Raw genomic sequence first — 15,359 nt, forward strand, 5'->3', positions numbered from 1 at the left:
TTTAATCTCTAGCTTTTTTGATTTTCCATTGTGTAGTAAGAATATAAAGGTGCTTTTGCTAATTTTAAAAAGTCTTTTTTAAATTCTTTGGGTGGCATAGGTGCTTCTTGAAGAAGCCAAATTTTGATAATGACAACGATTTGTTCCACGATAATTTTGGTTAAGACGTCTTTGGGGAGATTAAAGGTTTCGCTTTGGGGACGAATGATGTCTATTGCCCACTCAGTGTAGGTAGATACGATGGTATCTTCAAATGGTTGGGTAATAGCAGCTGTGTGTAAGAGTCTTAAGTGTTCTCTTTTATCGTAGACAAAAGGTAGCAGGTTATCAGCAACATAATCCAAGGGATTGCCATCTTTTTCTTTATCATAATGACGACACCACTGGCGAATTTCCCAGATGATGTAGTCGTCGACATAAGTGATAATTTCATTAAAATTTCTAAAGTGTTTCTGATAAATTGCTTGTCTAGAAACACCAGCTTTTAATGCAATTTCAGAGATGGTAAAGTTTGTCTTTTGGGGAGTTTCTGCGACTAATTCGAAAAAGGCACCTATGATTTTTTCACGTGTGTATCTTGCCATAGTGTTTTCCTCCAATGATAGTTTGTATTTTACCATAAAACAAAAGAGTTTTTCTCATTATTAGAAAAGAAAGATAATTGCCTATTCTAGCTAATCTACACCTTGTAAACCTTGATAAATTAACATTATGTCTATCTTTTTTCTAATTTTATTGTTTTTGGGTTTACGGAGTGTAAATAAAAAATGATAGCTTTTTACTAGATATGAGGATAAAATTAATTCGGAAAAAAGGAGATCGGGTTAAAAAAGGCTGTCATATTAAGCCTAGGAGTTTGTTAGGAGTCATTAGAAACGAAAAAGGATTTGTAGTCAAAATGAAAAAGTTTTGTACTGTCAGGACGCAAGGAATAAGCATAAGTGATTTACCTGATTCAAAGGAACTATTAAAAGAACTAAGCAAAGTAAAGTATCGAGAGCGTTATTTTCAGACGCTCAGAGGAACAATTTTTGCTTTGATTACAGTGGCTGCGTCAGCAGTATTAGTAGCGAGCATTTGGTTACCAGTTCTACAAATTTATGGTAATTCTATGACACCTAATTTGAAAGCTGGAGATATGATAATCTCCGTTAATAGTAAAAATCTGGAGCAAGGTGATGTCGTGGCTTTTTATTATAATAACAAGATTCTAGTAAAGCGTGTGATTGCAACATCTGGTCAATGGGTCAACATAGATAAAAAAGGTAATGTCTCTGTTGATGGTAAAAAATTGAAAGAGCTTTATTTGCAAAAACGTGAAAGGGCTTACGGAGAGACTAATATTAATTTACCCTATCAAGTTCCTGATAGTCATTATTTTGTTATGGGAGATCATCGTAGTGTGTCAATAGATTCTCGAAATAAAGCAGTTGGTACGGTTAGTGAAGATCAAATCGTTGGAAAATTAACCTTTCGGATTTGGCCGCTAACGCGTTTAGGAGCAATTGAGTAACAAGGATTTATAGCAAAAGAAAGGAGTTCTTATGAAAAAGCTGTGGCTCAATCTGATGACTCGATTTAAGCTGAGGCTTAGAGAAAGTGTTATTGCAAGGATAGCTTTGGCTTTATCGATTATTGTCGTTTTTTGTACAACCTATGCTTTAATTTTACCCGCCCTAACTATTAGCACGGATAATCGTTCAGCTCTGATGCAATCAGCTGAAAATGCTTCTACCGAGCAACTAGAAAGCTCAGAAGAAAAGATGCAAGTGGAAGCTTCAAGTTCTGAACAAGAAACATCAGAACAGAAAGACAGTCAGACCTCTTTAGATACGTCTTTAGAAGCTAGACGGTTGCAAGAAACAGCTGATAACCTAACAGTAGTGGCAGATTTTACGCAAGGGACTTTTACAGAGGAGGTCTCTTTGAAAGTTAGACCGATAGCAGACACGCGAGAGATTAATCAAAAAATATCTACTGTTTTACGTGAAACAAAGCAGAGCCTGTCTAAGGCATTATCTTATGATATTTCTTTTGTTAATGCAGCTGGTCAGGAAGTTGAACCTAAGAAAGACGTCAGCATCTCAATGCGCTTTAATACGGTGGTTTCAAGCACGGATTTTCAAAGCAGTTGGAAACTGTATCACTTTGTTAATAATGATGTTAACCATGTTGAGGAATTAACACATGAAGTTGATACGCAAATCCAGCAGGATAATTCAGATAGTGTTGTGAGTGTTGATTTTAAGTCGGATTCCTTTTCAACCTATACCTTAGCTGGGGTAACTTATGCTGATTTTACGGAATATTTAACAGGTTATTCTTATGATGAAAAAACTGTTGAAGAAAATTTAGCAACAAAAGTTCTAACAGTTGATTTGGAATTGGATTACTCGATTTCTAAGGCTCATCTAGCTGCAGATAGGTATTATTATCTAGAATTACCCAATGGGACTGCTATTGGGCAAGATATCAATCTGGGGACAGAATATATCGGTAAAGATACCAATCAAGTTGATGCTTATACCTATAAATTCGCCTATGATGAAGCGTCTGGTAAATACTATGTTTTGATTGCTTTTATTGAAAGTTATGTCAATGATATTACTGATGGCACACAGTCTAAAGGTTGGATAAAATACGATGCTATCTATGGTAGTGATTATCAGCAAAATGATGGGAGTTATCAAGTGATTTATTCGGATGACCTTGTTGTGACTATTCCAGAAGATGACATCAAAAAGAATTACGATTTAACAACATCTAAATCAGGTTCGGTGACTTACGATGGGGATACACCCTACCTGACTTATACCGTTAAGGTTGATTCAACATTTGGCACACCAAGTTTAATCGATGTCAAAGATGTTTTGACGGCATCTGGAGTTTCAATATCTGCGATTGATTCTGTAAGTGTAACTAAATCAACTTATGTTGGAAATAGTGGTAATGTGACCTCTACAGATTCAGTACCAACAAGCGCCTACAGTTATCATTTTAATGCGTCAAATAAAAGCCTTGAAACAACACTTCCTCAGTTAGTGTCTGGTGGTACGGACTCAGAAGGAAATGCTATTGGGCATTTTTATACTCTTACCTACCGTTATAAAATTTCTGGTTTGACGGCTGGTTCATCGGTTGCGGTAAATAACACGGTGAGTGCAACTTCGCAAACAAATGATGATGACAAAAAGACACATACGAGTAGCTCAAGTGTGACTTTAGCGCTTAATCAAGTTGATAAACAAGGAACTTACAATGAGGCTGACGGCACCATCACTTGGACGATTAGAGTTAATGAGGGGCAAAATGACATTGCTGGTGCATTATTAACAGATGAGATGTTTTCTAAAGCAAGTAATCTAAACATCTCCCCTAATGCTGGAGCAACTATTGAGTACAAAAATGGAAAAATTTCAGGGATAAGATTCAATGCTTTGTCAAACAACAAAAACACAAATAATTACACTATTGCCTATACGACGCCTGTTGATCAGACAAGAGCTGGTTGGGATGCCAGTAAGATAACAAATAAAGTTGTTCTAGACGATGATGGAAAAACGTCAACAAGGACTGACCAAACGACTAAGGAGACTGAGGTAACTATTCCTGGCACAGGAAATATTACTAAAATCATTTCAGATGTTTGGGAGGTGTCAGATACTGGCACAAGGGAAGTTGTTTGGGAGGTAGAGATTGGACTTCCTAACTCAGGAGTACTAGAAAAAGGAACGGTGTTTACAGATACATTGAAAGATCCGTGGAATCAGAATTCAGAAATTCATTGGTATACCAAAGTACAATTAGAAGACCTATATCACCGTCTGGAAGAAGTTTTAGGCAAGAATGGTTTTACATTAGAAGCACGTCAATCCAATCATGGAGAATATACTAACTACAGTAAGCTGAGTGCTGATGTGCATTATACAGAATTCAAGGTAACTTTAACTGCTGACCGTGAATCCTCTTTGAATAGTTTAATGATTCATTATAGGTCTATGATTAGTTTGGAAAATAGTTCCAACCAGCGTTATGTTAATACCTTGACCTCGGGTAATCATAGTGTGAGCGAAGAATACGATTATAGTAACAATACTAATGTCGTCAAAACTGATGGTCATGGTAATTCTGGAACAACTAAAACGACAAGTGCTGACGGAACGGTTACTTGGATGGTCAAAGTTGAGTTAGATGATAATGCCACCAACATGACGGTGACGGATACTTTGCCAGAAGGGATTAGTCTGACAGCTCTATCTTATGGTCAACGTTGGGGACAAATTAATGCTAATTTTGAGAACAACTCGCTGACACAAGGAACTAACGGCTGGGGAACCTATAACATTGCTTTAAACGGAACAGTTTCAAGTGATGGTGTGGTAATGCTAGATTTCACGACAACTGATGGTAAGAGTTTAAAGAACAACATTGGTGGGAACAGTGATCTTTGGATGACTTTTACAACTCACTACGATGATTTTACAGAAGGCAGTTCTAAGTTAGTCAAATCTCTCACAAATAATGTTTCTGTTACGGTCAATGGTGAGGATTATGGCTCAGATAATCAGATGCAAGAAGTAACGTTTAGTTCAGATGAGGGGAACTCTACAACGCCTGATGTTAAACCAATTGCTAAATCAGGTGAATGGGATAATGCCAAACGTCAGTTGACTTACAGCTTGTCAATCAATCCTCAAGCAGATGATTTAGTTGAAGGCTCAGACACGATAACTTTGACGGATGTTATGCATAATTGGTCAAATGTGGTTTCTGAATATCTTATTCAAGATTCAGTGAAACTTTACTACACTGATGGTACTGAAGTTCCAACCAGCGAATGGGCTTGGAAGATAAGTTCAACAGATGATGGGTGGGGCAATCATTATCACACCTTAGTGGTGACAATGAAAGATTCTAAGGCTTATATTCTTGATTACTCTTATCAATTAACAAAACCAAATGAAAATGCTGCCGCTTATTATTATCCTCACAATACGGCGACGCTTGAAGGCGTAGCAAATGGCTCAGATCACACCACAACGACAGTTCATTGGCAAAGAACGGGAACAAGTTCTGGATTTGATACTGAGAAAGCTTATATTATTAGCAAAGTTGATGCGGATAATTTTGGTTTAGATTTAGAAGGAGCAGTCTTTACTGTTTATAAATATGACGGTGACTTAGATGACAGTAATGATGAAGAAGTGACAACTTATCAGACAAATGCCAAAGGTCTCATCTCTATTGTCTACTCTTCGGGTAACTATCAAGAAGATCAGATTTACTACGCTAAGGAGACTCAAGCTCCGGCAGGATACGAATTGCCAGATAATCCTTCCAAACACTATTTCTATTGGGATGAGGATGGTAGCTTTTCGGCTTTACCAATAACTATTCCAAAATTGACAAATCTCTCAGAGAATAATGGTTCTGATTTTGTTGAAAATAAAAAAGTCAAGACTATTAATCTTACGGTTAAAAAGCAGTGGTTTGATGCTGAAGGTCAGGAAATAGGTAGTGCAGACGGCTTGATTACATATGATGTATTGCAAGTCGCAACAAGCGAAAATGGAGAAAGTACCGAGACAGTTTATAAATCTGGTGAAACCATGAGCCATTCAGATGATTGGACAAAAACTTACTCTAATTTACCATTAACAGATGCTCAAAAGACTCTTACTTATACTTACTATGTTCGAGAGCATGCAACTAGTGGATTTGACATTAGTTATGATAATGGAGCTCAAGCATCGGAAGAGCCATCAACTCTTGCTTTGGCTTCAGATTCGGCTCTTATTGTTATGAAAAATACTGCGCAGAAACGATATGCTTTACCCAAAACGGGTGGTAAAGGTGGTATTTGGTACTACGTTCTTGGAGCAATATGCATACTGATTGTTGTAGGGGTGTTGATAGCATTTATATACGGCAAAGGTGGTGTTGCTTAACGAAGACGAGTAACTGCCTTGAAGTAAATATTTATATTGATTTAAAGGAAAGGACTTATGATGAAAAAGATTAAATTATTTTTGGCAGCCTTGCTAGCTCTTGTTTTTGCCTTTTCAGCTGGCAAAGCAAAGGCTTATGACATCACTGTTGATAACGGTGGTAATGGCACTTATGAATCGTACCGTATCTTTACAGGAACGTTATCAGAAGATGGAAAAACTCTTTCAAATATTAAATGGGGAGATGGCATTACAGAAACAGGTCGAACTGCTTTACAAGAAAAATACAAAGTGAGTTCTGCCGCAGCTCTTGCTGAAGTGATAGGGGCAGAAGGTTTTACAGTCACTCAAGCAGAAGAATTTGCTAAGGAAGCTGGAAAATACCTTCAAAACGCTGGAGGCTTGACAGACCTTTCAGCGGGGTATTATCTTGTGCAAAATAAAACAGTTGGTAGTAATGAAGCCTACACTAACTATATCTTAGAAGTTGTTGGAAATGTTACTGTAACACCAAAGACTGATATTCCAAGCTTTGAGAAAAAGGTCAAGGATACAAATGATAGTAAAGGTGAGGAGACAGATTGGCAGGATTCGGCTGATTACGATTTTGACGATAGCGTGCCTTTCCAATTGACCGCTACTTTGCCAAGTAATTTCGATAGCTATGAAACTTATTATTTTGAAATTACAGACTCTCTTTCAGATGGCTTAACTTACAATAAAGATGCTAAAATTTATCTTGTAAATGGTAATCAAAAAGATGATGTTACACAAGCTTTTACCATTGAAACTGCTGATGGATTGCATTTTAAAATAGCTAATCTAAAAACTATTTCAGGTGTTACGGCTTCATCTAAAATTGTGGTTGAATACACTGCCACACTTAATAAAAGTGCCATTATTGGTAAAGTAGGTAACCCAAATACAGCTAAATTGATTTACTCAAACAACCCAAATAGTCGAGGAACTGCTGGTAGCACTACAGAAACACCAGAAGATACCGTGATTGTCTTTACTTATAAAGTTGTTGTCAACAAAGTTGACGAAAACAGTAAACCTTTGGCAGGTGCTGGATTTACCCTTTTCAAAAAAGTTGCTGATGCTTGGAAGGAAGTTAAGACAATCTCATCTAGCGAAGCAACAACATTTACCTTCTCAGGGCTTGACGATGGTGTTTACAAACTTTCAGAAACAGCCACTCCAGATGGTTACAATAAAATTGATGATGTTGAATTCACAGTAACCGCAGAGCATGATGTCTTATCAGACAATCCTGCTTTGACATCTCTTTCAGGAGATGCAGCCAGTGGTGAGCTTGCTTTTACGGCAGCAGTTACTGAAGGTAGTTTGTCAACTGATATTATCAACCAAAAAGGAGCACGTCTACCATCAACTGGTGGTAAAGGAACAGCACTCCTTTACGTGCTAGGTTCGGCACTTATTTTGGTTGCTGGTATCCTGTTAGTAACCAAAAAACGTATGGATACTAAGTAATAATAGGCTCTAGTTTTATCGTAGGAAGTCAATAAAGCAAGGTTATTTGTCAGCGTTAACACTTTACACCAAGGACTTTTTTTGTAAAGTTCTTGTTTACAACCTTGTCAACTTGATATTGGGAGTGATTACTTACTATCACTCCTTTTCCTATGTTTTAGAAAGAAAAATGTAATGCGATTTAGAAAATTCAAAGAGAATTTTGTTACAGCTATATTGATTATTTTATTATTAGTTGGTTTGTCCTTGGTTTTGTATCCGACTGTTAGCAATTATTGGAATTCATTTCATCAGTCAAAAGCAGTCGCTTCTTATTTGCAAGATGTTGAGGATATGGAAGAGAGTAAAAAGGATAGTTTGCGAGAAGAGGCGCGTGTCTATAACGAAAAACTTCCTCAAAACGTGACACCCAGTTTACAGGTAAGTGAGGAGGACAAGATTCTTTACAATGAAACTTTCAAGGTATCAAAATCAGGAATTATGGCTTACATTGAGATACCAAAGTTAAATACCACACTTCCTATTTATCACGGGACAGACGAGACTGTTTTGCAAGTAGCTATTGGTCATATTCCAGGGACTTCATTTCCTATAGGAGGAAAAGGCAGTCATGCGGTGGTTTCTGGGCATAGGGGCTTGCCATCAGCTAGGCTGTTTACAGATATTGATCATTTGGTAGAAGGGGATCTATTTATGATTCAGGTTTTAGATGAAACATTAACTTACCAAGTAGATCAAATATTGACGGTGCTTCCACAGGAGGTATCAGCTTTGCGGATTGATCCCGATCAAGATTATGTCACTTTAACAACATGTACGCCTTACGGGATTAATACTCATCGTTTATTGGTTCGAGGCCATCGTGTGGCAAATCTCAAAGGAGATGTTCGCGTAGTTTCAGAAGCGAGTCAAGTAGAGGTCTTACTGATTGCACCATTTATTGCCATTTTGATTTTTATCGTGATTTTATTGGTGATAGTTGTTTATCGCAAGTGGCGACAATAGTAAAACTAGTTAGCTTTCGGGCTAACTAGTTTTTTGGTTAGTTCGTGTAGCAAAATCAACAAAGCGAAATTTTTCGAGTTTGTGTCGGCTTTCGGTGAATTGGAATTGCTGTTTATTGGCTAGGTAGACTTTTGATTTGACAAAAATTATAATAACAAGAGGATAATTAATAAAATTGCAATGATTAAAGTGATAGATAGCACATAAATCACTTTACCAGCAAGGCTATGTGGATTGATGGATGCACCAAGTGTCCTCAAGCGCGTGATGTCATCTGTGTTGGAAAATTTTTCACACTCATACCGATAGGCAGAGGCAAGAAGTCCAAGAAGGGTAAGACAGAAGCCGCATAAGATGATTTTTAGACCAAAAGTCGATAACGATTTGCCAAATACCGCAGCAACCATAAAGAAAAAAATAGACAACACTAAAAAAATGAGAAAAGGTCCCCTTTTATCCTGACTAGTTTTCATAAAACCTCCCCAAAATAACCTTTTTCCTCATTATAGCACTAATTAGTTTAGACAATAAAAATTACCTCCCTCAAGCTCTTACTTGGAGGAGATTGTTTTTATGAGAATGTTTTTTGGAAAATATCTTGAACTTGATTGTCAGGTGTAATAGAAATCAGTTTTATTCCAATTACCTTTCCTTCAGAAAGTGATAAATGCTTCAGACAATAATGATAAGCCTTAGCCATCTTATCTTCAGCAATTCGGTTAGCAATTGTAAGATGTGGAATCCAGTTATTTGGTGAGTAAAGTGAGTCCTTGCTGAGATAATCACTTAATTGCTGATGGATATCAAAATGAAGTTTACTCATCTGCGGAGTTTTTATAGGGCTAAAAAAAATGATATTGGTATTAATAAAAGAACCAATAGATGTAAACGAAATATCAATTGGCTTATCAGGAAGTGTTAAAGTTTCTAGTCCTTTTATGATATCGTCTTTGGTGGTGCCTTCGTCAAATGATGCTAAGGTAATATGTGGCTCTCTATCTGTTACTTCGTAAGCATATTGAGATAATTGGGCATCACTTAGCTCTTTCCAAAACTCTTTAATAGTCGCTTGTAGGTTATCATCCAATGTCATAATAAGTGCAAACATATCTCCACATCCCTTTAAGTATTTTAGGTAATATTATATCATCTTTTGAAGGACAATAAAAAACACTTTAGCATTTTGCTAAAGTGTTTTCTGTATTCAATTATTTAACTTCAGTAAAGATTACGTGTTTACGCAATTTTGGTGAGTATTTTTTCAATTGAAGACGGTCTGGAGTGTTACGTTTGTTTTTTGAAGTAAGGTACAAGCGTTCACCAGATTCTTTGTGTTCAAGTGTAATATTTACGCGCATGGTATCTCCCTTCTAATTATTTAGCTGCTTTAGCGATTTTACGTCCTTTGTAGTATCCTTTAAGTGATACACGGTGAGAACGTGAGTAATCTCCAGTAGTTTCGTCAAATTTAACTGATGGAGCAGTCAATTTGTAGTGTGTACGACGTTTGTTTTTCTTCGCTTTTGAAGTGTGACGTGCAGGTACTGCCATGTTTTATTTCCTCCGATAATATTTTTAATTTGTTCTTGATTTTGAATCAACTTTAACATAATAACATATCTTTTTTGTAAAGTAAAGTTACTTGACAAAAAAATTGAAAAAGTTGTTAATTTAACGTTTTCAGGTTAAAAGAGAGTGAAATAAAATGCGAAAAATGGATGGTCTCTCCTTCTTTACCTGCTCTTTTTATGATAAAATAAAGAGTGATTGAATAGCTACTATAGTAGAAAGGAATTAATGGGCTGAATTTGTAAAAATTTGGTGCCGGTATATTTTATTTATGAAATTACAAAAACCTAAAGGAACACAGGATATTTTACCTAGCGAAAGTGCTAAGTGGCAATACGTTGAAGCTGTTGCGCGTGAAACTTTCAAAAAATACAACTACAGCGAAATTCGTACACCAATGTTTGAACATTATGAAGTTATCAGTCGTTCTGTTGGTGACACAACTGATATCGTGACAAAAGAAATGTATGATTTCCACGATAAAGGTGACCGCCATATCACTTTGCGTCCAGAAGGTACAGCTCCTGTTGTGCGTTCTTTTGTGGAAAATAAATTATTTGCACCAGAAGTTCAAAAACCAGTTAAAATGTACTACATTGGCTCAATGTTCCGTTACGAACGTCCTCAAGCTGGTCGTTTACGTGAATTCCACCAAGTCGGTGTTGAGTGCTTTGGTTCAGCAAATCCTGCTACAGACGTTGAAACAATTGCGATGGCTTACCAATTGTTCCAAACATTGGGGATTAAAGATGTGACACTTCACTTGAACACTCTAGGAAGTGCTGCTAGCCGTGCTGCTTACCGTCAAGCTTTGATTGATTATTTGACACCAATGCGTGACAAATTGTCAGCAGATAGCCAACGTCGTTTGGATGAAAACCCACTTCGTGTTCTTGACTCAAAAGAAAAAGAAGATAAAGTAGCTGTTGAAAATGCACCATCAATCCTTGATTACCTTGATGAAGAAAGTCAAGCTCACTTTGATGCCGTACGTGAAATGCTTGAAACACTTAACATCCCATATGTAATTGATACTAATATGGTTCGTGGACTTGACTACTACAACCACACTATCTTTGAATTTATCACAACTGTTGATAAATCTGAGTTGACAATCTGTGCAGGTGGTCGCTACGACAGCCTTGTTGAATACTTTGATGGACCAGAAACACCTGGATTTGGTTTTGGACTTGGTCTTGAACGTTTGCTTCTTATCTTGGACAAACAAGGTATTGAATTGCCAGTTGAAAAAGAAATGGACGCCTACATCGCTGTCTTGGGACAAGGTGCTAACATTAAAGCTTTGGAATTGGTACAAGCTATCCGTAACCAAGGTTTCTCAGCTGAACGTGATTACCTTGGACGCAAGATTAAAGCACAATTCAAATCAGCTGACGCTTTCAATGCTAAAACAGTCATCACATTAGGTGAAAGCGAAATTGAAGCAGGTCAAGTAGCTGTTAAGAACAATAAAACACGTGAAGAAGTGACTGTAAGCTTTGATGACATTACAAACAACTTCGCTGACATTTTAGCTAAATTAAGCTAAGAAAGTCATCTCAATAAAAAATCATAAGCTCTTTATTAATGAAAAGGCTTAATGAGAAAAGAATTTGAAAAACTCCCCCACATGGGTGGGGTTTTTCTTTGCTTTTTGCTATAATAGATGGGAATGAATAAATTTTAAACGGAGAATCATATCAAATGAAACGTACAATGTATGCTGGTCGTGTTCGCAGCGAACACATTGGTCAAGAAATTACCTTAAAAGGTTGGGTCGGACGTCGTCGTGACCTAGGTGGACTTATCTTCATCGATCTTCGTGACCGTGAAGGTATCATGCAATTAGTCATCAATCCAGAAAAAGTTTCAAGCGATGTTATGGCAACAGCTGAAAAACTTCGTAACGAATTCGTTATCGAAGTAACTGGTGAAGTTGCACAACGTGAACAAGCCAACAAAAATTTGCCAACTGGTGAAGTTGAGTTGAAAGTATCAGCTTTAACAATTTTGAATACAGCTAAAACAACACCATTTGAAATTAAAGATGATGTTGAAGTCAGTGATGATAACCGTCTTCGTTACCGTTACTTGGATCTTCGTCGTCCAAAAATGCTTAATAACTTCAAATTACGTGCAAAAGTTACTCACTCAATCCGTAACTACTTGGACGGACTTGAATTCATCGACGTTGAAACACCAATGTTGACAAAATCAACACCAGAAGGTGCACGTGACTACTTGGTGCCAAGCCGTGTCAGCCAAGGACATTTCTATGCTTTGCCACAAAGCCCACAAATCACAAAACAATTGTTGATGAATGCTGGATTTGACCGCTACTACCAAATCGTTAAATGTTTCCGTGATGAAGACTTACGTGGTGACCGTCAACCTGAGTTTACACAGGTCGATATGGAAACTTCATTCTTGTCAGATAAAGATATCCAAGATATCACTGAAGGAATGATTGCTAAAGTCATGAAAGATACTAAAGGAATCGACGTTACATTGCCATTCCCACGTATGTCTTATGATGATGCAATGAACAACTACGGTTCAGATAAACCTGATACTCGTTTCGAAATGCTTTTACAAGACTTGACAGAAGTTGTCAAGGATGTTGACTTCAAAGTCTTCTCACAAGCTCCAGTTGTAAAAGCTATCGTTGTTAAAGGTAATGCAGACAAATACTCACGTAAAAACATTGATAAATTAACTGAATTCGCAAAACAATTCGGAGCAAAAGGTCTTGCATGGCTTAAATTTACTGATGGTGCCATCAATGGACCAGTTGCTAAATTCTTGACAGATATTGAAGACAAGTTGACAGAACGTTTACAACTTGAAGAAAATGATTTGGTACTTTTCGTAGCTGATACACTTGAAGTAGCTAACAACACACTTGGTGCACTTCGTACACGTATCGCTAAAGAACTTGGTATGGTTGACAACTCTAAATTCAACTTCCTTTGGGTTGTTGATTGGCCAATGTTTGAGTGGTCTGAAGAAGAAGGACGTTACATGTCTGCTCACCACCCATTCACATTGCCAACTGAAGAATCAGCTCACGAATTAGAAGGTGATCTTGCTAAAGTACGTGCTGTCGCTTACGATATCGTTCTTAATGGTTACGAACTTGGTGGTGGTAGTCTTCGTATCAACCAAAAAGAATTGCAAGAACGTATGTTTAAAGCTCTTGGTTTCACAGCTGAAGAAGCAAATGACCAATTTGGTTTCTTGCTAGAAGCTATGAACTATGGATTCCCACCACACGGTGGACTTGCTATCGGTCTTGACCGTTTCGTAATGCTTCTTGCTGGTGAAGATAACATTCGTGAAGTTATTGCATTCCCTAAAAATAACAAAGCATCAGACCCAATGACACAAGCACCAAGTCTTGTATCAGACAAACAATTAGAAGAATTGGCTTTAGCAACTAAAACTAATGATTAAAAAAGCATCCCTTAAAAAGAAAACAAAATATATTGTTAGCCGCTGGGCTAAGAAATATGGTCTTTTAAAAACGATGCAAAGCATTTCAAGAGAGAAGTACGCGGAAAAAATTTCCGCTTCTCTTTTTTATGGTTTGCTTTCTGCTATCGCTGTTAATTTCTTTTTCCAACCAGGTCACGTTTATTCAAGCGGAGCAACTGGTTTGGCACAGGTCTTATCAGCTATTAGCGAACGTTTGATTGGATTTAGACTACCGATTTCTTTGGTTTTTTATGCCATTAACTTACCGCTTTTAATCCTAGCTTGGTACAAAATTGGGCATAAGTTCACAGTTTTTACCCTTATTACAGTTTCGATGAGTTCTTTCTTCATCCAAATTGTTCCTGAGATTACCTTAACAACTGACCCTTTGGTTAATGCCATTTTTGGTGGTCTGGTTATGGGAACTGGGGTAGGATTTAGTTTAAAATCACGTATTTCAAGTGGTGGTACAGATATTGTTAGTCTTACCATCCGTAAAAAAACAGGACGTGATGTTGGGAGCATTTCTCTCACGGTAAATGGTATTATTATGGTATTTGCCGGAATTTTGTTCGGTTGGCAGTACGCCCTTTACTCAATGGTGACGATTTTTGTCTCTAGCCGAGTAACAAATGCTATTTTCACCAAACAAAAGAAAATGCAAGCAATGATTGTGACAAGTTGTCCTGAGAAAGTTATCGCTATGATTCATACCAAACTTCATCGTGGTGTGACACAGATAAACGATGCTGAGGGAACTTATAATCACGAAAAGAAAGCAGTTCTATTAGCTATTATTACTCGAGAAGAGTACAATGATTTCAGATATTTAATGAGGAAAACAGATCCAAAGGCTTTTGTTTCAGTTGCTGAAAATGTTCATATTATTGGACGTTTTGTTGATGACTAACCTTTTGATTAATTTCCTATAATTAGTTTTAGGAGGAGTGTAATATGGCTCAAAAGCTTAGACAAGTACGAAGTTTATTGTTGATTGCTCTTGGTGTAGCAATGTATACCTTTGGTTTTGTTAAATTTAATATGGCAAACGCTCTTGCTGAAGGTGGCGTTGCAGGGGTAACCTTGATTATCCATGCACTTTATAAAATTGACCCAGCTTATACTTCTCTCATTTTAAATGTTCCTTTGTTTATCATGGGAGCTAGAGTTTTGGGGCGAAAATCATTAGCCTTGACCATTTATGGGACAGTTTTACTTTCCTTTTTTATCTGGTTTTGGCAACAAGTACCAGTGAAAATTGTGCTACAAAATGACATGATGTTGGTTGCTGTTGTTGCTGGTTTATTTGCTGGTGCAGGTAGTGGATTGGTTTTCCGATACGGTGCAACGACAGGTGGTACAGATATCATTGGACGCGTGATTGAAGAAAAATTTGGCTTTAAATTAGGTCAAACGCTTCTATTTGTGGATGCTCTTGTATTGACAGCGTCACTTGTTTACATTGATTTGCAACACATGCTTTACACTTTGGTAGCAAGTTTTGTGTACAGCCAAGTGCTAACAATTGTGCAAAATGGTGGTTATACAGTACGTGGTATGATTATCATTACCCAAAAATCGCAAGAAGCTGCGGATGCTATTTTGAATGGTATTAACCGTGGTGTCACTTACCTAAATGGACAAGGGGCTTACTCAGGAAATGAAAAAAATATCTTGTACGTTGTTTTGAATCCAGGTGAAGTTCGTGATGTCAAAGCTATCATGGCTGATCTGGACCCAGATGCTTTTATTTCCATTATAGATGTTGACGAAGTTGTTTCTTCTGACTTTAAAATCAGAAGAAAGAACTACGATAAATAGTCAAAAAGACGAGGTGATTTCACCCGTCTTTTTTTTTGATTGACATAA

At 37.2% G+C, this 15,359-nt stretch carries 13 protein-coding genes and 1 pseudogene; 8 read left to right on the top strand and 6 right to left on the bottom strand.

Features of this window, described 5'->3' with window-relative positions; all coding sequences use genetic code 11:
- Nucleotides 1-8: 8 nt before the first annotated feature.
- Nucleotides 9-584: a TetR/AcrR family transcriptional regulator gene (locus BLP98_RS05550; protein WP_074482310.1), complete on the bottom strand. Its 576-nt coding sequence runs from the start codon at nucleotides 582-584 to the stop codon at nucleotides 9-11.
- 314 nt (nucleotides 585-898) lie between these two features.
- Here BLP98_RS05550 and lepB point away from each other — a divergent pair, with 314 nt between their 5' ends.
- From lepB to BLP98_RS05570, 4 genes are all read left to right on the top strand, one after another.
- Nucleotides 899-1,513, top strand: a complete 615-nt coding sequence (gene lepB / locus BLP98_RS05555; protein ID WP_074482439.1) for a signal peptidase I — start codon at nucleotides 899-901, stop codon at nucleotides 1,511-1,513.
- A gap of 31 nt (nucleotides 1,514-1,544) precedes the next feature.
- Nucleotides 1,545-5,948, top strand: coding sequence for a SpaA isopeptide-forming pilin-related protein (locus tag BLP98_RS05560; RefSeq protein WP_074482311.1), 4,404 nt, complete (start codon nucleotides 1,545-1,547; stop codon nucleotides 5,946-5,948).
- 60 nt (nucleotides 5,949-6,008) lie between these two features.
- Nucleotides 6,009-7,442 carry an isopeptide-forming domain-containing fimbrial protein gene (locus BLP98_RS05565; RefSeq protein ID WP_074482440.1) on the top strand — a complete coding sequence of 478 codons (1,434 nt, stop codon included), beginning with the start codon at nucleotides 6,009-6,011 and terminating at the stop codon, nucleotides 7,440-7,442.
- 174 nt (nucleotides 7,443-7,616) lie between these two features.
- On the top strand, nucleotides 7,617-8,447 hold the full coding sequence (locus BLP98_RS05570; protein ID WP_074482312.1) for a class C sortase: 831 nt from the start codon (nucleotides 7,617-7,619) through the stop codon (nucleotides 8,445-8,447).
- A 21-nt stretch (nucleotides 8,448-8,468) separates the two neighbouring features.
- On the opposite strand, the pseudogene BLP98_RS05575 reads toward BLP98_RS05570, so the two are convergent.
- From BLP98_RS05575 to rpmF, 5 genes and pseudogenes are all read right to left on the bottom strand, one after another.
- Nucleotides 8,469-8,597: pseudogene (locus tag BLP98_RS05575) on the bottom strand (trehalose operon repressor); the annotation flags it as partial.
- A complete protein-coding gene (locus BLP98_RS05580; protein WP_074482313.1) occupies nucleotides 8,594-8,920 on the bottom strand; it encodes a hypothetical protein in 327 nt (108 codons plus the stop codon). The pseudogene BLP98_RS05575 and the gene BLP98_RS05580, both read right to left, overlap by 4 nt.
- Nucleotides 8,921-9,018: 98 nt before the next feature.
- Nucleotides 9,019-9,555, bottom strand: coding sequence for a 2'-5' RNA ligase family protein (locus BLP98_RS05585; RefSeq protein ID WP_074482314.1), 537 nt, complete (start codon nucleotides 9,553-9,555; stop codon nucleotides 9,019-9,021).
- A gap of 100 nt (nucleotides 9,556-9,655) precedes the next feature.
- Nucleotides 9,656-9,805 (bottom strand): 50S ribosomal protein L33, encoded by a 150-nt coding sequence (rpmG, locus tag BLP98_RS05590; RefSeq protein ID WP_002262412.1) that lies wholly within the window; start codon nucleotides 9,803-9,805, stop codon nucleotides 9,656-9,658.
- 16 nt (nucleotides 9,806-9,821) lie between these two features.
- Nucleotides 9,822-9,998: a 50S ribosomal protein L32 gene (gene rpmF / locus BLP98_RS05595; protein ID WP_003066947.1), complete on the bottom strand. Its 177-nt coding sequence runs from the start codon at nucleotides 9,996-9,998 to the stop codon at nucleotides 9,822-9,824.
- Between the two features lie 289 nt (nucleotides 9,999-10,287).
- Here rpmF and hisS point away from each other — a divergent pair, with 289 nt between their 5' ends.
- The 4 genes from hisS to BLP98_RS05615 all read left to right on the top strand — a co-directional run bounded on the left by hisS (nucleotide 10,288) and on the right by BLP98_RS05615 (nucleotide 15,311).
- Entirely contained in the window at nucleotides 10,288-11,565 is a 1,278-nt protein-coding gene (gene hisS, locus BLP98_RS05600; RefSeq protein WP_074482315.1) for a histidine--tRNA ligase, read from the top strand.
- A 155-nt stretch (nucleotides 11,566-11,720) separates the two neighbouring features.
- Nucleotides 11,721-13,469 carry an aspartate--tRNA ligase gene (gene aspS, locus BLP98_RS05605; RefSeq protein WP_074482316.1) on the top strand — a complete coding sequence of 583 codons (1,749 nt, stop codon included), beginning with the start codon at nucleotides 11,721-11,723 and terminating at the stop codon, nucleotides 13,467-13,469.
- Nucleotides 13,462-14,400, top strand: coding sequence for a YitT family protein (locus BLP98_RS05610; RefSeq protein WP_074482317.1), 939 nt, complete (start codon nucleotides 13,462-13,464; stop codon nucleotides 14,398-14,400). The genes aspS and BLP98_RS05610 overlap by 8 nt, the downstream gene beginning before the upstream one ends.
- A gap of 44 nt (nucleotides 14,401-14,444) precedes the next feature.
- Complete coding sequence (locus tag BLP98_RS05615; RefSeq protein WP_074482318.1) at nucleotides 14,445-15,311, top strand: YitT family protein; 867 nt, start codon at nucleotides 14,445-14,447, stop codon at nucleotides 15,309-15,311.
- Nucleotides 15,312-15,359 lie beyond the last annotated feature (48 nt).

Origin of the sequence: Streptococcus equinus, from assembly GCF_900104225.1 — a bacterium.
Taxonomy (GTDB): Bacteria; Bacillota; Bacilli; order Lactobacillales; family Streptococcaceae; genus Streptococcus; species Streptococcus equinus_D.